The organism is Calditrichota bacterium (assembly GCA_013112635.1).
Taxonomy (GTDB): Bacteria; Calditrichota; Calditrichia; order Calditrichales; family J004; genus JABFGF01.
In genome coordinates this window covers 1,211,494-1,237,471 of record JABFGF010000001.1, presented here as the reverse complement: position 1 = coordinate 1,237,471, position 25,978 = coordinate 1,211,494, and the positions used below count along the sequence as shown (strand labels likewise).

The 25,978-nt window shown below is 37.8% G+C and carries 18 protein-coding genes; 16 read left to right on the top strand and 2 right to left on the bottom strand.

Annotated elements, in window-relative coordinates; all coding sequences use genetic code 11:
• Positions 1–27 precede the first annotated feature (27 nt).
• From HND50_05010 to HND50_04960, 11 genes are all read left to right on the top strand, one after another.
• Positions 28–1,278: a hypothetical protein gene (locus HND50_05010; protein NOG44566.1), complete on the top strand. Its 1,251-nt coding sequence runs from the start codon at positions 28–30 to the stop codon at positions 1,276–1,278.
• 27 nt (positions 1,279–1,305) lie between these two features.
• Positions 1,306–2,130, top strand: coding sequence for an SDR family oxidoreductase (locus HND50_05005; protein NOG44565.1), 825 nt, complete (start codon positions 1,306–1,308; stop codon positions 2,128–2,130).
• A 14-nt stretch (positions 2,131–2,144) separates the two neighbouring features.
• Entirely contained in the window at positions 2,145–3,554 is a 1,410-nt protein-coding gene (gene gnd, locus HND50_05000) for a decarboxylating NADP(+)-dependent phosphogluconate dehydrogenase (protein NOG44564.1), read from the top strand.
• An 18-nt stretch (positions 3,555–3,572) separates the two neighbouring features.
• Positions 3,573–4,844 (top strand): DUF2088 domain-containing protein, encoded by a 1,272-nt coding sequence (locus HND50_04995; GenBank protein NOG44563.1) that lies wholly within the window; start codon positions 3,573–3,575, stop codon positions 4,842–4,844.
• 50 nt (positions 4,845–4,894) lie between these two features.
• Positions 4,895–5,938 carry a sugar kinase gene (locus tag HND50_04990; GenBank protein NOG44562.1) on the top strand — a complete coding sequence of 348 codons (1,044 nt, stop codon included), beginning with the start codon at positions 4,895–4,897 and terminating at the stop codon, positions 5,936–5,938.
• Positions 5,939–6,271: 333 nt separating this feature from the next.
• Positions 6,272–7,732, top strand: coding sequence for a pyridoxal-phosphate dependent enzyme (locus HND50_04985; GenBank protein NOG44561.1), 1,461 nt, complete (start codon positions 6,272–6,274; stop codon positions 7,730–7,732).
• A 47-nt stretch (positions 7,733–7,779) separates the two neighbouring features.
• Positions 7,780–9,441, top strand: coding sequence for a hypothetical protein (locus HND50_04980; GenBank protein ID NOG44560.1), 1,662 nt, complete (start codon positions 7,780–7,782; stop codon positions 9,439–9,441).
• Positions 9,442–9,449: 8 nt separating this feature from the next.
• On the top strand, positions 9,450–10,772 hold the full coding sequence (locus HND50_04975) for an amidohydrolase family protein (GenBank protein ID NOG44559.1): 1,323 nt from the start codon (positions 9,450–9,452) through the stop codon (positions 10,770–10,772).
• Between the two features lie 122 nt (positions 10,773–10,894).
• Positions 10,895–13,288 (top strand): xanthine dehydrogenase family protein, encoded by a 2,394-nt coding sequence (locus HND50_04970; GenBank protein ID NOG44558.1) that lies wholly within the window; start codon positions 10,895–10,897, stop codon positions 13,286–13,288.
• Positions 13,288–14,151, top strand: a complete 864-nt coding sequence (locus tag HND50_04965; GenBank protein NOG44557.1) for an FAD-binding protein — start codon at positions 13,288–13,290, stop codon at positions 14,149–14,151. The genes HND50_04970 and HND50_04965 overlap by 1 nt, the downstream gene beginning before the upstream one ends.
• A 225-nt stretch (positions 14,152–14,376) precedes the next feature.
• A complete protein-coding gene (locus HND50_04960) occupies positions 14,377–14,832 on the top strand; it encodes a (2Fe-2S)-binding protein (protein NOG44556.1) in 456 nt (151 codons plus the stop codon).
• Positions 14,833–14,868: 36 nt separating this feature from the next.
• Here HND50_04960 and ygfK read toward each other — a convergent pair whose 3' ends face one another.
• Positions 14,869–18,006, bottom strand: a complete 3,138-nt coding sequence (gene ygfK / locus HND50_04955; GenBank protein NOG44555.1) for a putative selenate reductase subunit YgfK — start codon at positions 18,004–18,006, stop codon at positions 14,869–14,871.
• Positions 18,007–18,140: 134 nt separating this feature from the next.
• Between ygfK and HND50_04950 the strand changes: the two genes are divergently transcribed.
• The 4 genes from HND50_04950 to HND50_04935 all read left to right on the top strand — a co-directional run bounded on the left by HND50_04950 (position 18,141) and on the right by HND50_04935 (position 22,400).
• Positions 18,141–19,337 carry a YgeY family selenium metabolism-linked hydrolase gene (locus HND50_04950; GenBank protein ID NOG44554.1) on the top strand — a complete coding sequence of 399 codons (1,197 nt, stop codon included), beginning with the start codon at positions 18,141–18,143 and terminating at the stop codon, positions 19,335–19,337.
• A 122-nt stretch (positions 19,338–19,459) separates the two neighbouring features.
• Positions 19,460–20,470: an ornithine carbamoyltransferase gene (locus tag HND50_04945; GenBank protein NOG44553.1), complete on the top strand. Its 1,011-nt coding sequence runs from the start codon at positions 19,460–19,462 to the stop codon at positions 20,468–20,470.
• Positions 20,471–20,530: 60 nt separating this feature from the next.
• Positions 20,531–21,778, top strand: coding sequence for a pyridoxal-phosphate dependent enzyme (locus HND50_04940; GenBank protein ID NOG44552.1), 1,248 nt, complete (start codon positions 20,531–20,533; stop codon positions 21,776–21,778).
• A gap of 16 nt (positions 21,779–21,794) precedes the next feature.
• Positions 21,795–22,400: an NTP transferase domain-containing protein gene (locus tag HND50_04935; GenBank protein NOG44551.1), complete on the top strand. Its 606-nt coding sequence runs from the start codon at positions 21,795–21,797 to the stop codon at positions 22,398–22,400.
• Between the two features lie 55 nt (positions 22,401–22,455).
• Here the strand turns inward: HND50_04935 and HND50_04930 are convergent, their stop codons facing one another.
• Complete coding sequence (locus HND50_04930; GenBank protein ID NOG44550.1) at positions 22,456–24,684, bottom strand: NADP-dependent isocitrate dehydrogenase; 2,229 nt, start codon at positions 24,682–24,684, stop codon at positions 22,456–22,458.
• Positions 24,685–24,929: 245 nt separating this feature from the next.
• Between HND50_04930 and HND50_04925 the strand changes: the two genes are divergently transcribed.
• Positions 24,930–25,976 (top strand): hypothetical protein, encoded by a 1,047-nt coding sequence (locus tag HND50_04925; protein ID NOG44549.1) that lies wholly within the window; start codon positions 24,930–24,932, stop codon positions 25,974–25,976.
• Positions 25,977–25,978 lie beyond the last annotated feature (2 nt).

Here is a 25,978-nt window from a genome sequence, read left to right as displayed (position 1 = left end):
TGAAATTTAGAAAAGGATAAATAAAAAATGAAAGAAATAATAACCAAGTTTTCATTCGGAGTTGGAGACCGTTTTGCACACCAGGCAAAAGCCCAACTGGCAGCAATTAAACATGCTGATGATGCTGGAGTTGAACTTACTCCAGTTTGGAATAAATCTTACCGCGAGCATCAAACAATTAGCAGTGAACCCATCACAGCCAGGCAGCAAGCAGATATTGCTGTAAAAGATCTGACCTGGCAAAAACCTTATCTAGTAGATGCGGACCATATCAATCTTGAAACAGTTGATTTCTTTATGGACCATTGCGATTTCTTTACTCTGGATGTTGCAGACTTTATTGGTGAGAAAGTTGAAGATGTTGCCATTGATGATTTTGTAAAAACTAATTCAAAATATATCGGCGAACTTGTTTTACCCGTCCTGAATCAAAAACTTGAGATTAATGAAAAATTAATAAAAAATGTAGCTGAAAAATACCTTTACGCAGCACAACAGGCTGGAAGAATATTTAGGCACATCGCATCCCAAAAAGCGGAGAAGCCTTTTGTAATAGAAGTTTCTATGGATGAGACGGATCAACCGCAAACACCCGGAGAGATGTTCCTGATACTTTCCGCATTATCTGCTGAAAAAATCCCACTACAAACTATTGCACCGAAATTTAGCGGGCGCTTTAACAAGGGTGTGGATTATGTTGGGGACCTGCAAAAATTTAAACAAGAGTTTGAACAAGATCTCGCTGTGCTAAAAGTAGCTATAAAAGAATTTAGTCTACCGCAAGATTTAAAATTAAGCGTGCATTCCGGAAGTGACAAATTTTCCATTTATCCTATTATTAGAGAAGCCATTAATAAATTTAATGCCGGCTTACATTTAAAAACAGCCGGAACAACGTGGCTTGAAGAATTGATTGGGCTGGCCGAAGCAGGTGGTGAAGGGTTGAAAATTGCGCAAGATATTTATAGAAAATCATTAGATAATTTTGATGAACTATGCGCTCCATATGCATCGGTTATTGATATTGACAAAAACAAATTGCCTACAGCGGACGAAGTTTCAAAATGGGATGGAATAAAATTTTCTGAGTCACTTAGGCATGATCAGCAAAATCTAAACTACAATCTTCATTTTAGGCAATTGTTACATGTTGGATATAAAATGGCTGCCAAGATGGGTGATACTTATTTAAAGGCCCTGGAAAAGAATGAAGATATAATTACCAAAAATGTAACTGAAAATATCTTTGAGCGACACATTAGACCTCTTTTTTTTTAAATAATTATAACAGAATTTAGGAGATAAATTTTGAACAATTCTCTTTTTGATATAAAAAACAAAGTAGTCGCAATAACCGGTGGCGGTGGTGTTTTGGGCAGTGTAATAGCCTGTGCCTTAGCCGAACAAAACTGTAAAGTTGCAATTATGGATTTAAAAACTGATTTGCATGAACCTGTTTTAAACAGGCTCGAAAAGTCAAAAGCAGATTATGCAGTTTTCAAATGTGATGTTTTAAATAAAGACTCCATTGAAGAATGTAAAGATGATATTCTTAAAAAATTTGGCCAAATCGATGTGTTAATAAACGGTGCTGGGGGCAATCATCCAAAATCAACAACCAACGCGGATATGAGTTTTTTTAATATCCCGGCTGAGGCATTTAACTGGGTTATGCAGCTTAATCTCACGGGTACGGTTTTACCAAGTCAGGTGTTTGGGAAACTTTTTGCAGATCAGGGAAGTGGTAATATTTTAAATATTTCCTCCATGAATGCTTTTCGTCCTTTAACACGAATTCCGGCATATTCTTCAGCAAAAGCAGCGGTGAGCAATTTTACACAATGGCTGGCGGTACATATGGCACAGGAGTATTCTGCAAATATTCGTGTAAATGCAATCGCACCAGGATTTTTTCTGACCAATCAGAACCGTTTTTTGTTAACCGATGAAAAAACAGGCAAGCCAACGGAGCGTGGTAAATCAATAATTGGCCATACACCTATGGGGCGTTATGGAAATCCGGAAGATTTGGTTGGAACAATTGTATGGCTCTTATCAGATGCCTCAGCTTTTGTAACCGGGATTGTTGTTCCGGTTGATGGTGGATTTTCTGCCTTTAGTGGAGTTTAATAAAGGATTTTAAAATGAAATATAATATAGGTGTTATCGGACTTGGTGTTATGGGGCAAAATTTAGCCCTGAATATTGAGCGTAATAAATTTAGTGTTGCCGGATTTGATCTTGATGAAGAAAAAAGATCAGCGGCAAAAGATAAGTTTAACGGAAAAGTTATGCAGGTCTGTTTAGACTTAAATGAGTTTGTTTCGGCATTAGAATCCCCAAAACGCATTTTAATGATGGTGCCTGCTGGTAATCCAGTTGATGCGGTCATCAGCGACCTGAAACCATATCTGAATAAAAATGATTTATTGATCGATGGAGGAAACACACATTTTCCTGATACGGAGAGACGTTGGAAGGAACTTAAAAAAGACGGTATTTCTTATATCGGTACGGGTGTTAGTGGTGGTGAAAAAGGCGCTTTATGGGGACCTTCGATTATGCCCGGCGGAGACCCGGATGCTTGGCCATTGGTCAAACCAATCTTACAGGCAATTGCTGCTAAAACGGATGAAGGTGAATCTTGTGCTGAATGGGTTGGTGAAGGTGGTGCAGGCCATTTTGTGAAAATGGTACATAATGGAATTGAATACGCGGATATGCAGATGATTTGTGAAGCCTATCATTTAATGGACCAATCATTGGGAATGTCTTCTGATGAAATGCATAAAACTTTTGCCGAATGGAATGCAGGAGAATTAAATAGTTATCTTATTGAAATAACCGGTGATATTCTGGCCAAAAAGGATGAAGATTCCGGAAAGCCAATGGTTGATGTTATTCTGGATACAGCCGGTCAAAAAGGAACGGGAAAGTGGACAAGCATTGCTGCGCTTGATTTGGGCATCCCTGTACAAACTATTGCTGAAGCAGTTTTTGCGCGTACATTAAGCGCAATAAAAGAAGAACGGGTAAAAGCATCTAAAAAGCTAAATGGGCCTGACCATTTATATGATGGCGATAGAACTGAATTTGTAGAAATGATCCGCAAAGCGTTGTTTGCTTCAAAGATTTGCTCTTATGCTCAAGGGTTTCAATTAATGCGTGCTGCGGATGAAGAATATGGCTGGAATCTCAATTTTGGAAATATTGCTCTTTTATGGCGGGCGGGATGTATTATCCGTGCACAATTTTTAGATAATATAAAATCTGCTTTTGAAAATGATATTAACCTTGCAAACCTATTGCTGGATGATTACTTCAAATCTGTCATTGATGCAACACAGGGGGCCTGGCGTAAAGTAATTTCTAAAGCCACAGAATTAGGGATTCCTGTCCCGGCATTTAGCAGTGCATTGGCTTATTATGACAGCTACCGCTGTGAACGTTTGCCAGCTAATCTTTTACAGGCACAGCGTGACTATTTTGGCGCCCATACTTATGAACGTGTGGACAAACCGCGTGGTGAGTTTTTTCATACACAATGGATTTAAAAATCAAACAGGAAAAATATGCTTTATTATGCAAAAGGATCGGTTGATACAGAGTTTAGTTCGAACAACCTGAAAGAAGCTTTGTTTGAGGCTCTGGACAAAATGGGAAAGCGCAAAAAGGTTTTGGCAGTACCGCCGGATTATACGCGTTTTCATTCATTTGCTGGTGAACTTACCCGGTATTTGTATCAATATTATGGTGAAGCCTTGACAGAGGTATTGCCTGCCTTAGGCACACATTCAGCCATGACAAGTGATCAGATAAATCACATGTTTAAGGATGTACCGGATGATTTGTTTCGCGTTCATGATTGGCGAAATGATGTGGTAAAACTTGGCGATGTACCATCTGAATTTGTTAGTGAAGTTTCTGAGGGGAAACTCAATTATACAATGCCGGCAATGGTAAACAAACTTCTGGCGCATGGTGATCATGATTTGATTCTTTCCATTGGTCAGGTTGTCCCGCACGAAGTGATTGGGATGGCCAACTATAATAAAAATATTTTTGTTGGAACGGGCGGTTCTGAAGGAATAAATAAAAGCCATTACCTTGGTGCCGTTTTTGGAATGGAACGTATAATGGGCAGGGCAATAACACCTGTCCGCCAGGTGCTGAATTATGCTTCCGATCATTTTGCGAAAGATTTACCAATTGTTTATGCCCACACTGTTGTCGGTAAAAATGCAGCTGGTGATTTGGTAGTAAGGGGGCTTTATATTGGCGATGACATGGAGTGCTTTGAAAAAGCGTCTGAGCTTTCATTACAAGTGAATTTTCAAATGCTGGATAAAGAGCTAAAAAAGGTAGTGGTATATCTTGATCCTTCTGAGTTTAAAAGTACCTGGCTTGGAAATAAAAGTATATACCGCACACGCATGGCCATTGCAGATGAAGGTGAACTTATCGTTCTTGCTCCGGGTCTGGAAGAGTTTGGGGAGGATAAAGAAATCGACAAGCTGATCAGAAAATATGGCTATCTGACCACACCCGAAATACTCAAACTGACCAGTGAAAATGACGATCTCCAGAATAATTTGAGTGCGGCTGCACATCTTATTCACGGCTCTTCGGAAGACAGGTTTAAAATAACCTATTGCCCGGGGAATCTTACAAAAGAGGAAATAGAAAGTGTAAATTTCCAATATGCAGATTTAATGCAGATGCAAAAAAAGTATGATCCACAAAAGTTGCAAGATGGTTTTAACACCATGCCTGATGGTGAGGAAATATTTTATATCTCCAATCCGGCGCTTGGCTTGTGGGCATTTAAAGACAGATTTAAATAATTTGGAGGTTTGAATTGAAAATTGAATTAAAAGATAACTGCAAATATTCCATGTTGGTGCCAACCAGTATGGGTGTACGAATTACCCCGGTAAATGGTCAGGCTGTACATTGCAGCGATACTTTCAAAATGCAGGCAACAAGTGCAGAAACAAATGTGGCAAGTGTATCATCTTACCTTGGGTTGCCAGTAAAAGTATTAACAACTTTTGTAAAAGGCAGTCCAATAGCGCGCTTCATAAAGGATAACCTTGCGGGAAGACACATGGATTATGAAGGTCCTGAAGTTGAGCAGGGAAATCCGTGGGGATATCGGCATCAATTTAATATTGCAGACAGCGGTATCGGTGCGCGAGGTCCACGGGTTCAAAACGACCGCGCAGGTGAAGTTGGCCGGACGCTTAATGTTAAAGATTTTGATCTTGATCGCATTTTTGGAGAAGAGGGAGTTCAAATTATGCACTTATCCGGATTAATTGCTGCGTTGTCTCCCGAAACCAGTAAGTTCTGTTTAGAACTGGCAAGGGCGGCGAGAAAATATGGAACGCGGGTTTCATTCGATCTTAATTACAGGGCATCATTTTGGGTAAACCGCGAAAAAGAATTAGCAGAGATCTTTTCAGAAATAGCAGGTGTTTCAGATATCCTGATTGGCAATGAAGAAGATTTCCAGTTATGCCTCGGTATTGAAGGACCTGATGCAGGCGGTAAAGATATTTCAGCTAAAATTGACGGTTTTAAAAAAATGATTAACCGGGTAAAAGAGGCTTATCCAATTGCTTCTGTCTTTGCAACAACCTTGCGTGAAGTTGTTAGTGCGAACAGTCATCTTTGGGGTGGAATTATGCGTGCCGGAGATCATTGGGAAGTTGTTGAGCCACGTGAGATTGGTGTAATTGATCGTATTGGCGGTGGAGATGGATTTGTTGGCGGAATGTTGTATGCCATTTTAAAAGGATGGGAACCCGAAAAATGGATCCAGTTTGGATGGGCTTCCGGCGCATTGGCGGCCACACAGTTGACGGATTATGGACAGCCCGCCGATGAAGATATGGTCTGGAGTATCTGGAACGGAAATGCAAGGGTGAAAAGATAATTTTACTACAGTATTAGCTTATCAGGTTCCGTTGTTATAGGTTCATCACTTGGCATGGGACCTGATTTTTTTCCAATCTAAGAACATTTTATAATAAATTAATATGTAATGTTATTCTATGTTTTCAAAAGTACCGATAAAAATATTTTTGTTACAATTTTTTAATTTCTCTTAATCATTTATCATTTCCACGATATATTTTATTGAAGTCATTATTTAGACTTTAATGCAATCCCCAGCACTATATTTTTTTTTAGAATTCTACTATTTCCCTTTGTATATTTGGTATCGAGCTGTTTCGCTATACATGAACATTAAATTGCAAGGAGTATAATGGGAAACTGGAATTGGAAAATTGAAAATAAAGATTCACTAAATCGCACGATTAAAAGATGCCGAAATAAGAATATTGTTCTACCAACTTTTGAACAACTAAAAAAGCCAGAAACGATTTCAGCTGAAATCCAGGAAAAATTAAAAAACATCGCATTTGATGAATTAGATCCGTTAAACCTTTTCCGTATTAACTGGTGCAACGATGCCGAAACAAAACAAATCGGTGAACCTAATTTTTTAGAAATCCCAAAAGAGATTACAGGCGTTAATGCGCGGATTATAGGATTGGTTGGCAAGCACTTTCCAACTGGTGCACACAAAGTTGGCGCAACATATGGTTGTTTGGCACCTTATATGGTTACAGGGCGTTTCGATCCGGAATATCACAAAGCAGTTTGGCCCTCAACAGGTAATTATTGCCGCGGGGGTACTTTTAACTCGGCATTACTCGGTGTTCATCCTGTAGCCATTCTACCTGAAGAGATGAGCAAGGAACGATTTAGCTGGCTAAAAGATTTTGGAGCTGAAATTTACGCTACGCCGGGATGTGAGAGCAATGTTAAAGAAATTTATGACAAATGCCATGAGCTTGAAGCAGAAGGTGATGAATACCTTATTATGAACCAGTTTGATCAATTTGGTAATCCAATCTGGCATTATGAAGTCACGGGTTATACCATTGAAAAAATCTTTAATAATATTAAAACGGGCAATCAAAGATTGAGCGGCTATGTAAGTGCAACAGGCTCAGCCGGAACAATTGGTGCCGGAGATTATTTACGAGAGATTTCTCCAATGATCAAAGTATTGGCCTCCGAAGCATTGCAATGTCCAACACTTTTTATGAATGGTTTTGGAGGACATCGTATTGAGGGAATTGGCGATAAGCATGTACCTTGGGTGCATAATGTAAAAAACACAGATGCCGTTTGCGCCATTGATGATGAAGATCCGCTTAGGATTTTACGATTGTTTAATGACGAAGCTGGACAAGAATGGCTGGCCAACAAGGGTGTTGCCAAAGACGTAATTCAGCAATTACCTTTGCTTGGTATTTCGGGCATTTCAAATATGCTAAGCGCCGTTAAAATGGCCAGGTTTTATGAGATGAATGAGAACGATGTCATCTTTACTATTTTTACCGATTCGGTTGAAATGTATCATTCCAGGCTGGATGAAATGAATGATGATTGGGGAACTTACAATTCACAGCAAGCAGAAACCGATTGGACTGCGGTTATAAAAAAACAGGGTATCGATTATTTTAAAGATTTAACATATTATGACAAAAAAGCCATCCACAATTTAAAATATTTTACCTGGGTAGAGCAGCAGGGTAAAGATGTGGAAGAACTAAATGCCCAGTGGTACGATGATAATTACTGGCCGGAACGTTTTTCGGTTGTATCAAAATGGGATAAGTTGATTGAGGATTTTAACAAAGAGGTCGCTAAATAAATAAGTTTTTTTTAAAGAAATTATCCTTTCACACAGGAAAAGTAAAAATGATTTTAAGGAAATTAAGATATTTAAATGTGCTTATTCTAATAGCTTGCCTGTTTAGCTTTTTATTTGCAAATGACAAAGATGAAAATAAGGAAACATTTGATCCTTTAATTCTTAAAATTAATGATACTACTGAATGTTTTGTAAGCACTTTTTCTAAATATAACAATAAAGTGATTAAAACTAATGGCTCCTATTATTTTAATTTTACTAGCACTTTAGGAAGACTTACTGAATCAAAGCAACTAGAAGTTTTTAGAATTCCCAAAGGTGAAAATCTATATAGCAATAGAATTAGATCTATCGAATTAATTAATGATACCTTGTGGGTTGGTGCTTCTAAAAATGGTATTTGGTTATTTGATATTTTCAGAAAAAAATTTATTGATCAAATTATTGTTTCAAGAAATGAGAGAGGCCAAATAAATGGTAACTTAAAGTTTACTTTTGATAGGAAACACAATATCCTCTGGGTTCCAAGTTCAAGAAGATTAGACATGTATTCCAAATCTACTAACAAGTGGTTAAATCTAACAGATTTGTATACTGATTTTGACATTGGCGAATTCCCCGGCAGACAGAGTATTCTTTTAGATAATGAAAATGTTTGGGTTATTAGTTCTGCCCATGCTAAATCAAAGGGTGGGATTCTTAATTATAATTATTCAACAAACGAATGGAAAGCTTACGTAGAAGATTTAAAAGAAAAAAATTCTTTTCCATTTACAAGATACGACCAAAGTGGAGTATGGGCTACGACTGAATATCTTTGGGTAATGACCTCTTTTGGTGGGAATTCTATTGCAAACTTAAGACTTGCTCTTTTAAATAAAAAAAACAGACACTGGACGTATTTTCATCCTAATGATTTTAGTGACCTTGGGCCTTTGCTGAATAAGTTGGAAAACTGCAAAAAACAAAAAATTATTAGGCCATTATTTAAAAGATCAAAAAGATACATCAAGTTTTACAAATCAATAGTAAGTGGGGAATATAGCGAGAAGCATATAAAATATTTTTCAAAAACGGATTCAAATAAAGTTTCTAATAGTATCCAATTTCTTGAAAAACAAGTTTCACAAAACCATCAAGACTTATGCCCCAGTCATGATCACAAATTTGTAACAAGAGCAAACAAAATATTCCAGGTTAATGGGCAGGATGAAATTGATTCTATTGCTTTCACAGATTTTGCTATGAAATATGAAAAAGTTTTTGCAGTTCATAATAATAAAGTCGTTATTGGGAGTAATAATGGTTTTATTATTCTAGATTTGCGGACAAAGAAAATTACAAAATTTTCTGAACACTTAAGAAGATATCCATATAATGAAATGTCCAAAGCCCGTATTAATAATGACAAAATTTATATATCAGATTATAGCGAAATAGGAGCGTGTGAAGACAATCCTTCCGCAATAATACATTTATATGAAATAGATTTAAAAAATGATAACCTATTTGTTTTTCATTCAGAACGCTTTGATTCAGAAAAAAGATTAGATCCACCATTTAAAGTGGAGAATGGAATTCGGTATAGGTTTAATGAAAAGGTGCTACAAGTGAATGGTGAAGAAGTAGAGATTAACAAACTCCCATTAAATATATTTGATAATAAAAAGTATTTTGTTGACTTGGAAGGTATTAAAATAATAAAGTAAATAATAAGATGAGAATAAATAACACCTGGATTTGCCAGGTAGAAAATAAAAGCATAAAACCCGTTTTTGGTGATCTGATTTTTACTGGTGGTAAGATTGAACAAATCATCCCGAAAGATCATGCTCAATACATAAAAGCACCAAAGAGTGATAAAAATGATACTTCTGTTTTTGATGCGGAAGGCGGGGTGACGACTTTGCCAAATGTAAATTTTCATGAACACTTTTATTCACGTCTGGCGAAAGGATTAAATCTCACAGGTCCGATGGATAGTTTTTTGAATATCCTGGAAAACCTTTGGTGGAAACTGGACTTGAACTTGGATAAAGCAATGGTCCGCGCCAGTGTGCAAATGGGAGCAGTGGAATCGATCCGCAATGGTGTCACTTATACATTCGACCATCATGCCTCTCCCAATTTTACAAAAGGAAGCCTGGCTACCATTGGCAATGTCCTCTCCGAGCTAAACTTACGTGGAGTGCTTTGTTTTGAAACATCTGATCGTAATGGGTCTGCCAAGGCAAAAGAAGCAATGGATGAGAACATTTCCTTTTTTAATAAACGTACAAATGATGACTTGAAAGCTATGGTCGGTTTACATGCATCTTTTACAGTTTCTGATGAAATCCTGGAGCAGGCTGCAAAAGCCATCCAGAAATATAATTTGGGTGTGCATATACATCTTTGTGAAGGATTAGCTGATCGTGAATTAAGTTATGCCGATCACGGAGAGATGCCTGTGCAAAGATTAGAGAAATTTGGTTTGTTAAATGATAGAAGTATTTTGTCACATGCTATTTACCTGGAACCAAATGATCGTGATATAATATTAGAAAAGGGAAGTGCAATTGCCTATAATCCTGATTCAAATATGAATAATTCAGTTGGTTTACCGGCCTTCAGTAAAATGCCAACGGATACGCCAATAATAACCGGGACTGATGGAATGCATGCAAATCCTGTAAAAAGCTTAAAACAGTTGTTTTTGCTTGAACGTCACAATGGCAATTCATTTGATGATGTGTTTTCCTGGTTTCAGAAAATCTATTTTGATCAATTAGATTTTGTAAAAAAATATTTTCCGGATTTTGCATCTTTGCAGGTCAATGATCGTGCTGATTTTATTATTTGGGATTATGTGCCGCCAACGCCGTTAACTGATCAAAATTTCTGGGGGCATTATATTTACGGAATTACTGAACGGCCTGTAAATTCTGTTGTTCAAAATGGAAAATTCTTAATGAAGGATTATGGCTTGGTAAATATTGACGAAGAGCAGGTTAACAAAGATATTTATAAGCAGGGTGCAAGATTATTCAATACATTTTAGGAGTACAAAACATTCTGTCATTCTGAATGGAGTTTACGAAGTGAAGAATCCCAAGACTTTTAGGGGATGCCTCCTGGAAAGCATGACATCTTTCATATAGAATTACTTGGATATACAATTTTATGAAGAAAAACTTTAATCATATCGGAAAAAATATTATCCGCCAGGATGGGCTGGAAAAAATAACCGGACAGGCAAAATTTGCAGATGATTATTCTTTCCCAAATCAGTTACATGCCGTCATGGTTAGAATCCCTGCAGCACATGCAAAAATCAATTCAATTGATTATTCTGCTATTAAAAATGATCCGGCAATAATTGCTATTGTGGACTCAAATGACATATCGGGTTCAAAAAAGATCGGTGCCATTCGCCAGGATCAACCTGTATTTGCGTTTGACAAGGTTCGCACACGCGGCGATGTTGTTGCCATGCTTGTCGGGGAATCTCACGATGACCTTCTAAAGCTAAAGAGTAAGGTAAAGATTGATTATTCGGAGCTTCCAATTCTTTCAAACCGAAATAAAGCCTTAGAAAAAGATGCACCACTAATTCATGAACAATATGAAAACAATGAGATTGTTCATTACCCTTTAAGAAAAGGTGATATTGAAAAAGGTTTTAAAAATAGTGATCATATTCTGGAACAAACCTACACAACTCCTTTAATTGAGCATGCCTATTTGGAACCTGAAGCTGTCACGGCTATTCCGCGGGAAGGTAACAAAGGGGTTCAAATTATTGGCAGTATTCAAAATCCACATACTACACAAAATGTCGTTGCCGCCGTTCTTGGATGGCCATTGGCCAAAGTTCGCATCCAACAAGCAGACTTGGGCGGGTCTTTTGGTGGTAAAGATGACATCATGAATGTGCTATCAGCACGTGCGGCCATTGCTGCCATTAAAACGGGTCGTCCGGTAAAAATTCGTTATAACCGCGAGGATTCAATTCTTGAGTCATACAAGCGTCATCCTTATACGATGCATTACAAAGTGGGTTTTAATATTGATGGCAAATTACAGTCAATGAAAATTGATATCATCGCTGATGGTGGCGCTTACTCTTCGATGAGCCCTTTTGTGACATGGCGGACTGTGGTTCAGGCAACCGGGCCTTACGAAGTTGAAAATGTATGGACAGATGTTCGGGCGGTTTATACAAATAATCCCTATACGGGAGCTTTTAGGGGATTTGGATCTCCACAGCCGATTTTTGCCCAGGAATCTCTTATGGATGAAATCGCCATCAAACTAAAAATGACACCTGACAAGATTCGTCAAATTAATGGTTTTAAAGCAGGATCGATAACTGCCAGTAACCAGGTGCTTGAAAATCATGATGTAAATTTACTTTCCGTGATGGATGCTGCGATTGCCCGATGCGACTTTCAGGAAAAATGGATAAAGAACTTGCCCGAGCAACCCAAAATTTTTAATGGGGATGAAATCGATCAGGAGAGCCTGGTTTTAAAGAGTAATGAATTTATTGATCCAAAAGATGCTGTAAAAAAGGGCATTGGACTGGCAGTAAGTTTCCGTGGCAGTTCTCTTGGGGCAGAAGGGATTGATGCAGCAGCAGCTTATCTTTCAGTTCAAAAAGATGGATCGGCCTATCTGCTTTGCGGTTTGGCTGAAAATGGCCAGGGTTTACGTACAACTTTTTCGATTATAGCTGCAGAGGTTTTAGGAATTGATGTTGATGATATTTTTTACCTGGAACAGGACACCGGTCTTATTGCCGATAGCGGGCCGACGGTGGCTTCACGCTCAACCATTATGGGCGGTGGCGCTGTTAAAAATGCGGCGGATAAAATAAAAAATCGACTGATAAAAGTATTGTTAGAAGAATGGAATTTGGAAAACGCCGATAATATAATCTTTAAGAACAACAAAGCTTTCAACCCGGAAATCAAATCTCAGGAAATGAGTTTTGGTGATTTGTGCAGGTTGGCCAATAGCAAAGGCATAAGTCTTTCTGAAATTGGCTGGAACAAAGGGCCCGATGTTGGCTGGGAAGAGGAAACAGGGCAAGGCGATGCATATTTTACCTATGTGTATGGCTGCCAAATTGCCGAGGTTTCTGTTAATACAGTTACTGGTGAAGTGAGTATTGACAGGGTTGTAGCGGCACATGATCCGGGAACTGTTATTAATAAACTTGGTGCAGAAGGCCAGATTTATGGTGGCGTAACGCAGGGGGCAGGTTACGGTTTATGGGAAGAAATAAGCACACACGAAGGCATGCCGCGAGAACTAAACCTTGATGAATATTTAATTCCAACCAGCCAGGATATTGGTGAGATTATCCCTGTTTTTGTGGAAGGAAAAGAGAAGTTTGGTCCATGGGGTGCAAAATCACTTGGTGAACCGACACTGGAGTTGACGGCAGCTGCCATTTCAAATGCGGTTCGTAATGCGGTTGGAAAGCGCTTTTTTAATTTACCTTTAAACCTGGAAGAGTTGATTTTGGAAAGAAAACTGCATAAAGAAGATTTGCAGAGGGGGAGCCTGTAATGATTCCAACACTTGAATTGATGCGCCCGAATTCTGTGCGAGAAGCACTGGAACTGCTAAAGTCGAACAGCCAAAACAATCGTGTTCTTGCGGGGGGCACAGATGTAATTACTGGCATCCAAATGGGATCCCGCCGTTTTAGTGACATTGAACAGCTTATCGACATAAACCAAATCCCGGAAATGAAGAAGATTGAAGAAACCGATGACCAAATAATTATTGGTGCCGGAGTAACTTTTTCAGAATTGATGGATGATGCGATCGCGCAACATAAGTTGCCCTTGTTGACAAAAGCGGCTTCAACGGTTGGTAACCTGCAAATCCGTAACCGGGCAACTATCAGTGGGAATTTTATAAACAATGCGCCATGTGCAGATTCTGTCCCGCCTTTATTGGTTTACGATGCAGCCATAAAAATTGAATCAGTAAATGGAGATAGAATTGTTGATCTGGAGCAATTTTTAACCGGGACTTATAAAACACTTATTCAAGCGGACGAGCTGGTAACGCAGATTATAATCCCAAAGACTGCAACAGATTTAAAAGGAGATTTTTATAAACTGGGCAGACGAAAAAGTGTGGCAATCAGCCGCATATCGCTGGCAGTTTTAATTGGTTTGGAAAATAGCATAGTTAAGGAAATCAAAATTGCTGCAGGAGCCGTTACTCCAATTGGCGAACGTTTTCCGGAATTGGAAGCCTGGGCAAAAGGAAAGAATATATCAGATGATTTGTTGAAATCGCTTTCCATTAAAATGGCAGAAAAAATTATTAAAGGAAATGGATTGCGTTGGTCTAGCGCTTATAAAGTTCCTGTTGTGCAGCAAGCTTTTTATCAGCTTTTGAAAAAGGTTACGGATTAATGTCTTTTTTTGACACATGTCATTCCTGGTGGTGTTAAGGAGGAATCTGGATCAAAAATTTTGATTCCCGATAAGAACATTCTGGAATGACAGAATAGTTTTATTTAAAAGAATAAAAATAATGTCATTCATAGTGAAGAAGTACAGAATGAAGTGTCCGTTGATTATAAGATTCTTCTCTACTTTGTATTTCTCTCTGAATGACAGATAATGAGATTACATAAAATGCCTAAAATTACATTTAACCTAAATAATAAAGACATTACAATTTCAACCTCTCACAACCGCAGACTGCTTGATGTGCTGCGCGAAGATCTCGGCATGACGGGAACAAAGGAGGGCTGTGCAATCGGTGAATGCGGGGCTTGTACTATTTTACTGAATGACATTGCCGTCAATTCCTGTCTTATGCTAATCGGGCAGGTAGAAGGGAAGCGCGTTTTAACAATAGAAGGGCTCGCCGTTGATTCAGAGCTTCATCCTCTGCAAAAAAAGTTTTTGGAACATGGCGCAGTACAATGCGGGTTTTGTACTCCGGGGATGCTTCTTTCTGCTTATGCATTATTATCTAAAAATCCCAAGCCTAATGAGGATGAGGTAAAAGAAGCTATTGTTGGAAACCTTTGCCGCTGCACGGGTTATAAACAAATCATTTCAGCGGTGATGGATGTGACGAGTTGATTTGGTTGGGTAATTATACTCTTACACAGGCATCTATTACATTTTCAAATAATTATAATTTTGATAAACTGTTTTTGCAAAACGGAGTAACTGGTTAAAATCGTTTTCTTCTTCCTTTTCATTGGGCAAATCAAATCCATCTCGCGCAACTTCAAGCAAATTAACTTTTCCATCCAAGCGAACTTTTAACCTGATTTTTTCTTGTGATGATTTGGAAGCATCCAAAAATAAAAACCCGTCATTAGTGCTTGATGAAAAAGATGGCTCATCCCAAAACAGGGTTACTTTGTCTTTATAGGGCGACCCATTGTATGGGCAGAAAGTCTCGCAATTACCACACTCGTTACACATACCATCCATATGCAAAATTTGGCCGGAGCTATCAAAGTCACCATCAATTAAATCTGAATTAAGAGTAATATTTGCCCGGTTTGGACAGACATCCACGCATTTGTCGCAAACAAAACTACAACCCAGGCAGCGGCTTGCTTCCTCCGTTTTGTTGGATTGGACCTGGTTAAGCAGTGCTTTCTTCTGGGTGATTTCTGATTTTCTTTTTTGAGGATCGAATAAATGTTTGAACGAAGGTTGTTTGGTTGCTTTGTTCAGCGCTTTTTTAATGATCGCCTCTGCTGCTTTTTTACCATCTGCGATAGCTTCTACTACTGTTGCAGGACCGCGTAATGCATCGCCACCAATATAAATATTTTCCAATCCTGTTTGATTTGTTTCAGGGTTAAATAAGGGATCGCTTTTTTCATTTACGGGAATCTTATTGGAAATCAGTAAATCTGAATCAACGTATTCACCAATCGCCGAAATGACAGAATTAATCTCTAAATCGATAAAATCATTTTTAATTGGTTCAACTTTTCTGCGGCCATCGCTGCCTGCTTCTCCCAATTGCATTTTCTGGCAGCGCAAGGTGTTTTTGTTATAACTGACAGGCAAAACCAGTTCCTCATATTTAACACCATCTTTTAAGGCGCCGTCAAATTCCTCTCTGTCAGCGGGCATTTCCTTTTCCGTACGCCGATAAAGAATATAAACTTTTTTTACACCAGCAGTTCTTTTGGCTGCTCGAGCCGCATCCATTGCAGAATTGCCACCGCCAACAACGGCAACATGCTCTCCAAGTTTTGGGGCTGCTTTGCTATTAAAAGCCTGCAAAAAATTGATGGCGTCAAAAAGATTTCCATTCGTACCATCAATGGCAAGTTTATTAGATTTGCCGGCACCAATTGCGATGTAGATAAAGTTATAATCTTGCTGAAGTTTTTTAATTGAGAATTGGGCATCAACTCCAAACTTAAACTTTACACCATGTTCTTTTATAAATTCTAAATCCTTTTCAATGGCCGTTTGCGGCAAGCGAAAATCGGGTAAGGCATGTTGTACCACGCCTCCTGCACGGTCTGTCTTTTCATAAACGGTTACGTCAAATCCGGCTTTGGCCATAAAATAAGAAAAAGCTAAACCCGACGGACCTGCTCCAATTACCGCAACGGAAATGTTATTTTTTGCAGCATCATGGTTTTGTTTAAACTTTTTCAAATACGATGACCAACCTTTCACAGCAGCTTCTTTTTTCAAATCCCGAATCAAAACAGGAGAGTCATAATCCCAGCGTGTACAATGGTTTTGGCATTGGTGATCGCAAATGTAACCTGTAATGTAAGGAAGCGGATTTCGTGCAATAATTGTCTCAAAAGCCTCTTCATATCTTTCTTCTTCAACCAGGCGAATATACGCAGCTACATCCTGGTGGATAGGACAGGCCTGTTGACAAGGTGCCATATAACAATCATATTTTTCTAATTTTTCAGGAACTTTGATGCTTTCAATTTTGCGTGATTCTTTTATATAAGCTTTATTTTTTAATGATGAATCAGCCAGCCTTTCAAGCGCAATTGTATCGATTGAACCTGTATTCTTACCAAAATCTAATTCTTCAAGCGTTCTGGCCATTGGCAAAAGACGTTGGTAGCCTCCTGGTTTTAATAAATCGGTAACCAATGTGATGGGGAATATTCCTGCTTTGAATATTTCAGTGATGTTTGATTGGTCGGCGCCACCGGAATAAGAGATTTTAATTTTTCCTTCAAATTCTTCAGCCAGCTTTTTTGCAAGGTTTATTGTCAAAGGAAAAAGAGAACGGCCTGACATATACATTTGATCATCATTAAGTTTTTGTTTCTTATTCAACGTACCCAAAGTATTGGAAAGTTTTATGCCGAAATTTCTGTTTTCCTGATCCGCTAAATTAGATAATCTTTTTATCATTGGAACAGCATCATGATATTGTAAATCATGATCAAACGAACTCTTTTCCATTTCGATATAATCAAATCCAAGCTCGTCAAGCATGGATCGTACTTTTTCAAAACCCAGCAAAGTCGGATTTAGCTTAATATATGTATGCAGCTTTTTTTCTTTTAACAAGTATTTTGCAATGGCCTCAATATCTTCGGGAGGGCAGCCATGCATGGTTGATAGAGTTACAGAATGAGAAATATGTGGCGATAAATTTGAAATTCTGTTACTAATTTCATTCAGTTTTTCTGTGTTTACAAAAGTAGTAAGAAAACCGGAATTGCTATTAAGAAAATCCAAAGCCTCTTTTTTATAGTGATCAAAATTACCGGACAAGGAAGCATCCTTTAGCTGCTCGATAAATAAATCCATTGGCTTCGTTTTAATACCTTCAAGATCATAGCCTACGCTCATATTAAAAACAAAGCTCTTGTCCGAGTTGCCGCATAAGTCAAAAATATCTTTCAATAAATGGATTAAAATCCAGGCTTTTAAATATTCATCATACGATTCTTCCAGCCTTAATTCCTGCGACCACTCAATATTATAACACTCATCCTGTGCATCAATGCATGGTTTATTAATCTCTAACTGATCGAGTTTTTGAACAGTCTTTAATTCAAAGAATCTACTGCCAACAAGATAAGCTGTAATAATGTTTTGGCTTAACTGTGTGTGCGGTCCGGCAGCGGGGCCAACCGGGGTTTCAATCTGTTCATCAAAGATTGAAAGAATTTGTTTGTTTTGCTTTCTAAAAAATTGCGAAGAGTGAATGCCAAAAATGGAATTAGAGTTTTTATATTCATCAAAAATCCATTTTAAAAGATTTATAAACGGTATTGGTTTCATTTTGTCTGACATATATCCTCGTATTTTTATTTAGAACGATGTAGTTCTCAGATTATCTAATTAAAGCTGTCATTTTTTTGTTAGATATTTAAAATTATTTTCGTATTTTATTACCTCAATTTTCACCTATGCAAATAAGGAGACACATGGAGTTATCAGAACAAATTTACGAACTTGCACGCAAATATGAAAAGTATACTGCAGAAAACTTATCAAAAATTGTAAAACACAAATCATTAAGCTTAAATGAAAAAAGTGTAGTAGAAGAAATTAAGGGATTAATGATTGAAGCCGGATTTGATGAAGTTAAAATTGACGGCCTTGGAAACATAGTTGGACGAATTGGATCGGGCAAAAAAATTATTGCAATAGATGGCCACATAGATGTGGTTGATTTGGGCAATCTGGATAACTGGGATTTTGATCCATTGGGTGGCGAAATTAAAGACGGACATGTCCATGGGCGTGGTACAGTTGATCAAAAAGGTGGGCCGGCTGCTTTTATAACAGCGGGACGTATCTTAAAAGAAATTGGTGTTCCTGAAGATTTGACCGTTTATTTTGTTGGTTCAATTATGGAAGAAGATTGCGATGGTTTGTGCTGGAAATATATTATTGAAGAAGAAAATTTAAAACCGGATTGTGTGATTGTTACCGAACCCACGAATCTCAATATTTACCGTGGACATCGTGGCCGGATGGAAATCGGTGTATCATTTAATGGTGTTTCATCACACGGTTCTGCACCGGAACGTGGTAAAAATGCAATTTACATGGCATCCAAAGCTGCCCTGGAAGTTGAAAAATTAAACGAGAAATTATTAAATGATCCATTCCTTGGAAAAGGGACAATTGCTGTTACAGAAATCAGATCGAGCAGCCCGTCTTTATGTGCTGTTTCAGATTTTTGCTATATGCATTTGGATCGCCGCTTAACCTGGGGCGAAGACAAAGCCTTGGCTGTGAGTCAAATTGAGGAAATTGTTAAACGGGTTGCTGAACCTGCCGAAGCAAAAGTTGAAGTGCTTCATTATGATGTAGAATCTTTTACAGGAATGAAGTATGGAATGGAAAAATATTTTCCAACATGGAAGCTGGAAGAAGATCATCCTGTAATAAGTAAAGGTGTTGAAGTTTATAGCACTCTTTTTAAAGCAGATCCAAAAGTAGACAAATGGACTTTTTCGACCAATGGTATTGCTATAAATGGTTTACACAATATCCCGGTGATTGGTTTTGGTCCTGGTAATGAGGTTCTTGCGCATGCACCAAATGAAAAAGTGCCTGTTGAGCATTTGGTAAAAGCTTCGGCATTTTACGCGTATTTTTGTATGACATTTTGAGAGAAGAAAACAAAATTACAAGCAACAGATTTCAAACAAATAACAATATTCAATACGAAATTAAACTTTGGTTAAAGGTTGTTATTTATTATTTGGATTTTGCTATTTAAACTGGAGGTTTTATGGTATCAAATTTAAAAGGAAAACATTTTCTTACATGTGATGATTGGGATAAACAAGAGCTGGATACAGTTTTTGAAACAGCATTTGACCTAAAAAAGAAATTCGCACTGGAAGAACCAACACGCTACCTGCGCGATAAAACTTTGTTTATGATTTTCTTTGAGCAATCAACCCGAACCCGAAATTCCATGGAAGCCGGAATGACACAGCTTGGTGGACATGCGCATGACTTAACTGCCGATAAAATGCAAATTTCACACGGCGAAGCGCCAAAGGACACAGCAATTATTTTATCCAGAATGGGTCATGGTATTGCTTCGCGCAATTGTTTTTATGGAGTTGGAAATGATTATTTAAATGAGATGGCACAGAATTCCAGAAAGCCAATTATGTCTTTGCAGGATGATATCTATCATCCTTTCCAGGGACTGGCAGACCAAATGACAATTTTTGAACATTTTGGACGAAATACCAAAGGATTAAAAGTTACAGTTTCATGGGCTTATGCGGATACTCATTCCAAACCGTTGTCAGTTCCCCAAACACAAATGCTTCTATTTCCACGCTATGGTATTGATTTGACCATTGCCCATCCAAAGGAATTTCCACTTAGCAAAAATATAATTGAAAAAGCCCGGTTAAACGCTAATGCCGGTGGTGGAAGTATTCGTTTTACAAATGATATGGATGAAGGTTTTGAAGGCGCCCACATTGTGGTTCCAAAAAATTGGGGTGGTTTTGGCCATTACGGCGTTCAGGAATATTTGGATAATGAAGAGAGCTGCAAAAAAGAAATGGCGGAAAATCTTGCCAAATATAAAAACTGGATTTGCGATGAAAAACGTATAAAATTGGCCGATAAAAATGTTAAACTGATGCATGCATTACCCGCTGACCGTGGCAATGAAGTTATCGATGAAATTTTGGATAATCCTGATATTTCAATTGTATTTGATGAAGCTGAAAATCGGCTACACACAGCCAAGTCCATTATGGCCTTGACGATGTAACTTCGACAAGCTCAGTTAGCACAAGGTTAGTTACAACTGATAAGGAATTTTTAATAAACAATGCATTACAAATACAGTTGTTTTAATTGTAAAAAAGAATACTCAGCTACTGAAATTGAAAAAGAAAATTTCTATTTGTGTCCGAATTGCGGATCAGCAAACAAAAATGAACCCTTGAATGGCGTTTTAAAAGTCGATTACGATTTTGATTTTCTTAAATCAAAGCTGACACGAAATGATTTCTTAAATTGTGAACCGGGTGCCTTTTGGGATTATCCATTATTATGGCCATTGGATTCTGCTTCTTTTGAAAAGAAATCCCAATTAGAGAAACTGCGGTTATCAAATAATCCAGTCCAAAAATATCAATTAAACAATAAAGATATTTTGATTTTTGATGATACCCGAAACCCGACTTTTTCTTATAAAGATCGTGCCACCTCATTGGTTGCGATGAAAGCTTTGGAGCTTGGAATTAGTCAGATAACCATGGCTTCAACAGGAAATGCGGGTTCTTCCCTTGCAGGGATTTGTGCACGGCTTGGATTGCAATCGCACATATTTGTTCCGAAGAATATTCCCCAGGCAAAGCGTCTGCAGATTCAATCTTATGGTGCCCAAATTTATTTGGTTGATGGCGATTATGACGCCGCATTTGATTTAAATCTGGAAGTCACACAAAATAAAGGCTGGTACAGCAGAAACACGGCATATAACCCTTTGACAATCGAAGGGAAAAAGTCGGGGGCTTTTGATATTTTTCTTGCTCTAAAAGGAAATCTACCTGATTTTATTTTCATCCCGGCAGGTGATGGTGTAATTTTGTCCGGTATTTATAAAGGGTTTGAAGATTTAAAAAATCTTGGCTGGATAGAAAAAATTCCACAGCTTGTGGCCGTTCAGGCTGATGGCAGCGATGCATTGGTAAGGTTTATTGAAAATGGTAAATTCAATTACAAACCGGCATCGACTATGGCAGATAGCATTCATGCCGGAGCTCCGAGAAATCTGTTTATGGCGGCTTCTGCAATAAAAGAGAGCGGGGGCAAAGCTCTTCGAGTTAGCGATAAAGCAATCAGCGAAGCCCAGAAAATTGCAGCACAGCAACTTGGAATATTAATTGAACCGGCGGCAGCTGCATCGTTAGCAGGCCTTTTAAAATTAACTGGCGATGAATATATTAGAGAAAAAAAATGCATGTTGCTTTTTACCGGGAATGGCTTGAAAGATGTTCAAAGTCTTCAGAATTGGAATTTGAATCCTGAAGCAAAACCTACCTTGGAATGGAAAAAGATATTAATGGGGTAAACTTCAAAGGCTGGCTATGGAAACTTTGCCAAAAATTAATGGACTTGTAATTAGTGCGGGATTATCCAGCAGGATGGGTGTTTTAAAACCTTTAATGGATTACAAAGGAAAACCATTTCTGGCAGGAATTCTATTAAACATGTCTTTAATCTGTGATACAATTCTGGTTGTTACAGGTCATGAATCTAAAAAGGTTAAAGATGAAACACAGGGATTTTTAGGATGCCAGGTCCTTAATATTAATTCCAAAGTAGATTGGTGTTATAATCGTGATTATGAACAAGGTATGTTCAATTCTTTGCAGGCCGGACTTCGCGAGTTAAAAAATGAAGGATGGATATTATATCATTTTGTGGACCAGCCCGGTTTGCCTGTTGATTTTTATTTGGATTTTAAAAAAGAAATTGATGAGTCGGTTGACTGGCTTCAACCAAATTATAACAGCCGGAATGGACATCCGGTCTTGTTCTCTAATAAGGTAAAGCAACGCGTTTTAGAACACAATTCTGACCAATCTTTAAGAAAATTGAAAGATTCAGAAGATATTTTAAAAAAATACTGGTCTTGCAATTACCCGCAAATATTACAGGATTTCAACACCCCTAAAGATATTATTAAATAAAAAAAGCCCGGTTAAAATTACATTCCGGGCTTAATCAAAACTTTTTTATTTCTATTTAGATTGAATCTATAATTCCATTTAAAGTATTACTTGGCCGCATGGCTTTTTCAGCCATTTCAGTATCAGGGATAAAGTAACCACCGACATCGACTGCATCTCCTTGGGCATCAAGCAGTTCTTGAGCAATAACAGCTTCATTGTCTTGCAGATTTTTTGCAATCTTTGTAAAACGGTCTTTAATGGCCGGATCGTTATCCTGTGATGCAAGAGTTTGTGCCCAATACAAAGCAAGATAAAAGGTGCTGCCCCTGTTATCTAATTCATTTACTTTACGAGAGGGCGACTTGGCATTTTCAAGATAAATGCTAATGGCCTGATCGAGTGTGCTGGCCATTAGTGATGCCGTATCATTTCCTGTGTTTGCCGCAATCATCTCTAGTGACGGTACCAAAGCACAATACTCTCCCAGGGAATCCCATCGTAAATGGCCCTCTTTTATAAACTGCTGAACATGCTTTGGGGCAGATCCACCGGCACCTGTTTCAAATAATCCGCCACCTTTCATCAACGGAACAATGGATAACATACGTGCGCTTGTGCCAAGTTCTAAAATTGGAAAGAGGTCTGTTAAATAATCACGCAAAACATTACCAGTAACAGAGATTGTGTCTTCTCCACGACGAATTCTTTCCAGTGAAAATTTCATAGCTTCAACAGGTTTTAAAATTCTTATTTCCAATCCAGTCGTATCATGATCTTTTAAATATGTGTTTACTTTTTTGATTATTTCAGCATCATGTCCGCGGTTTTCATCTAACCAGAAAATCGCCGGTGATCCTGAAGCTTTAGCGCGAGTAACTGCCAGTTTAACCCAATCCTGAATAGGGGCATCTTTTACCTGGCACATTCTAAAAATGTCACCTGTTTCAACAGATTGTTCTACCAAGGTTTTACCGGAATCGTCAATCACACATATTTTTCCTAAGCCAGGTGCTTCAAATGTTTTATCATGAGATCCGTATTCTTCTGCTTTTTGTGCCATTAGTCCAACATTAGAAACACTTCCCATTTTGGAAGGATCAAACTGTCCATGTTTTTGGCAATCTTCAATTATTTCCTGGTACATGGTAGCATAAGAGCGGTCAGGAACCATGGCAATAGTATCCTGAAGCTGGTCATCATTATTCCACATTTTGCCGCCATCGCGAACAACATTTGGCATTGATGCATCAACGATAACATTGTTTGGTACATGCAGGTTTGTGATACCTTTTCTGCTATCTACCATGGCCAAGTCCGGCTGGTTATTGTAAACTGATGCAATATCTTTTTCTATTTCCGCTTTTTTATCTGCGGGCAGGCGGTCAAGTTTTTCAATAACATCTGTAAGACCGTTATTAAGGTTTGCGCCAATTTCTTTCAAAGTAACAGCATGTTTATCCAAGGCTTCTTTATAGTAAACTGAAACGGCATGGCCGAACATAATTGGATCCGATATCTTCATCATTGTGGCTTTAAGATGAAGAGAAAGAAGTATATTTTTTTGCCTGGCTTCTTCAATTGTCTCTGCAAAAAATTTACGTAAAGCCGAAACGTTCATAACAGCCGTATCAACTACTTCATTTTCCAAAAGTGATACTTTTTCTTTAAGGGTTTTTGATTCGCCATTATCAGCTATAAAATCTATTTTCACATCGCATGCTTTATTCATTGTTACAGATTTTTCACTTGAGAAAAAATCTCCCTCTGACATGTGGGCTACTCGAGCCTTGGAGCCACTTTCCGGCCAATCTTTCATCATTCTGTGTGGGTTTTTTTGTGCAAATTTTTTCACTGAAGTCGCCGCACGCCGATCTGAATTTCCTTCACGCAATACCGGGTTTACTGCAGAACCAAGAACTTTTGCAAAGCGTTGTTGAAGAGCTTTTTCAGCATCAGTTTTTGGCTCTTCGGGATAATCCGGAATATCATATCCTTTATTCTGAAGCTCCTTTATAGCACTTTGCAGTTGAGGAATGGAAGCGCTAATGTTTGGAAGTTTAACAATATTGGCCTCAGGTGTTTTAGCAAGATCACCAAGTTGTTGCAAAGCATCTTCAATCTTTTGTTCAGCCGTTAGTCTGTCAGGGAAATTTGCAATAATCCGTCCGGACAATGAAATATCTCTTGTTTCAACATCGATTCCTGTTCCTTTTAAGTAGGCCTTTACAATTGGCAATAGTGCATATGTGGCAAGAGCGGGTGCTTCATCAATCTTTGTCCATATTATCTTTGAAACGGTCATGTCTTCCTCTGGGTTATAATAAATGTCTTTTCTTAGGATCAAAAAGAAAAATTTTGAGTTGTGTAATTTGGTAGATGCTAATTTACAAAAATAAATAGAAAAAACTAAACGAACAGTATTATTTGGTAGTAAAATATCGAACACTAATTTAAAAAAGTATACTACTTTTCTTGATAGTTAAGGCATACTATCCGTAAATTCCTTTTCTATATAAAACAAACTATTTTTAACTGATTGTTTAAACTATGACAAAAAAAATAACGGTTATTTCAATTTCGATAATATTGTTGGTTCTTATTATTGTTTACTTCCCAATTCAAATTCCATTGTCAGTTAGTGTACCGGGGAAAATTGTAACAGAAAAAACATGGGTATTAAAAAAAGGGGCGGGTGAAAGTATTTCTGCAACTGTATATGATAATAATACCGGGCAAATTGATGAATATTTTTCAACTTTGCCGGACAGGGGAGACACATTTGAATTTGACCTGGTTACGACTGACGCTATGTCTGTTTCAGAAGGAGATACAATTGCAAAGATCAAATCCAACCTGCTATCCAGACAAATTGCGCAAGTAAAGAAAAAGTTGGAGGTTTCAAAAGCTAAACTTCAAATTCTATTATCTGGGAAAAAGGAATCTTTGGTGAAGGAAGCAGAACAGAAATTGAAACTTGCCAGGGAAAGTTATTCTTTTTTAGTAAAAACAGCAGAACGGAAAAAGGAACTTTTTGATAAAGGCCTGCTTTCCATTGAAGAATACGAAAAGGCAAACAGTGAAATGCGTGTTGGATTATTAGATGTGCAAGTACGTGAAGCTGCATTGAGTTCTTCTAAAACCGGGGCTAAAGCAGAACAAATACTTCTTGCTAAAAATGAAATAGTTGGTTACGAACAAGAATATGAAGTATTAAAAGAAAAACAAAAGCAACTTGTAATCATATCACCTTTAACAGGAGATAAAAAATACTTCTTTTCATCGGATACAATCCTTGCTGTACAAACAAGAAATATTCTTTTAATGATTCCTTTAAACTGGCAATACCAGGAACTAGTTGGGAACACAACAACCGGGGAAATTGCAGACTTTGAAGATAGAACATTTGATATAATTTATAGAAATTTAACTGTTCAAAGTTTTAACTCGGAACAGGTTATTACTCTTGTAGGTAAACCTCAATCGGAAGACGTATCTTTGCCTGTTAACCTGTGGGTTATGTGCAAATTAAACTTAGGCGATGTGTCTTTGTTAGATTTTTTTAAATGGAAACTTTTATATACTTTTAAAACATGAAA

Bases quoted from the DNA above. Each gene is read 5' to 3' on its own strand.
- HND50_05010 (NOG44566.1), top strand. From the start codon at position 28: ATGAAAGAAATAATAACCAAGTTTTCATTCGGAGTTGGAGACCGTTTT.
- gnd (NOG44564.1), top strand. From the start codon at position 2,145: ATGAAATATAATATAGGTGTTATCGGACTTGGTGTTATGGGGCAAAAT.
- HND50_04995 (NOG44563.1), top strand. From the start codon at position 3,573: ATGCTTTATTATGCAAAAGGATCGGTTGATACAGAGTTTAGTTCGAAC.
- HND50_04990 (NOG44562.1), top strand. From the start codon at position 4,895: ATGTTGGTGCCAACCAGTATGGGTGTACGAATTACCCCGGTAAATGGT.
- HND50_04985 (NOG44561.1), top strand. From the start codon at position 6,272: ATGGGAAACTGGAATTGGAAAATTGAAAATAAAGATTCACTAAATCGC.
- HND50_04980 (NOG44560.1), top strand. From the start codon at position 7,780: ATGATTTTAAGGAAATTAAGATATTTAAATGTGCTTATTCTAATAGCT.
- HND50_04975 (NOG44559.1), top strand. From the start codon at position 9,450: ATGAGAATAAATAACACCTGGATTTGCCAGGTAGAAAATAAAAGCATA.
- HND50_04970 (NOG44558.1), top strand. From the start codon at position 10,895: ATGAAGAAAAACTTTAATCATATCGGAAAAAATATTATCCGCCAGGAT.
- HND50_04965 (NOG44557.1), top strand. From the start codon at position 13,288: ATGATTCCAACACTTGAATTGATGCGCCCGAATTCTGTGCGAGAAGCA.
- HND50_04960 (NOG44556.1), top strand. From the start codon at position 14,377: ATGCCTAAAATTACATTTAACCTAAATAATAAAGACATTACAATTTCA.
- ygfK (NOG44555.1), bottom strand. From the start codon at position 18,006: ATGTCAGACAAAATGAAACCAATACCGTTTATAAATCTTTTAAAATGG.
- HND50_04950 (NOG44554.1), top strand. From the start codon at position 18,141: ATGGAGTTATCAGAACAAATTTACGAACTTGCACGCAAATATGAAAAG.
- HND50_04945 (NOG44553.1), top strand. From the start codon at position 19,460: ATGGTATCAAATTTAAAAGGAAAACATTTTCTTACATGTGATGATTGG.
- HND50_04940 (NOG44552.1), top strand. From the start codon at position 20,531: ATGCATTACAAATACAGTTGTTTTAATTGTAAAAAAGAATACTCAGCT.
- HND50_04935 (NOG44551.1), top strand. From the start codon at position 21,795: ATGGAAACTTTGCCAAAAATTAATGGACTTGTAATTAGTGCGGGATTA.
- HND50_04930 (NOG44550.1), bottom strand. From the start codon at position 24,684: ATGACCGTTTCAAAGATAATATGGACAAAGATTGATGAAGCACCCGCT.
- HND50_04925 (NOG44549.1), top strand. From the start codon at position 24,930: ATGACAAAAAAAATAACGGTTATTTCAATTTCGATAATATTGTTGGTT.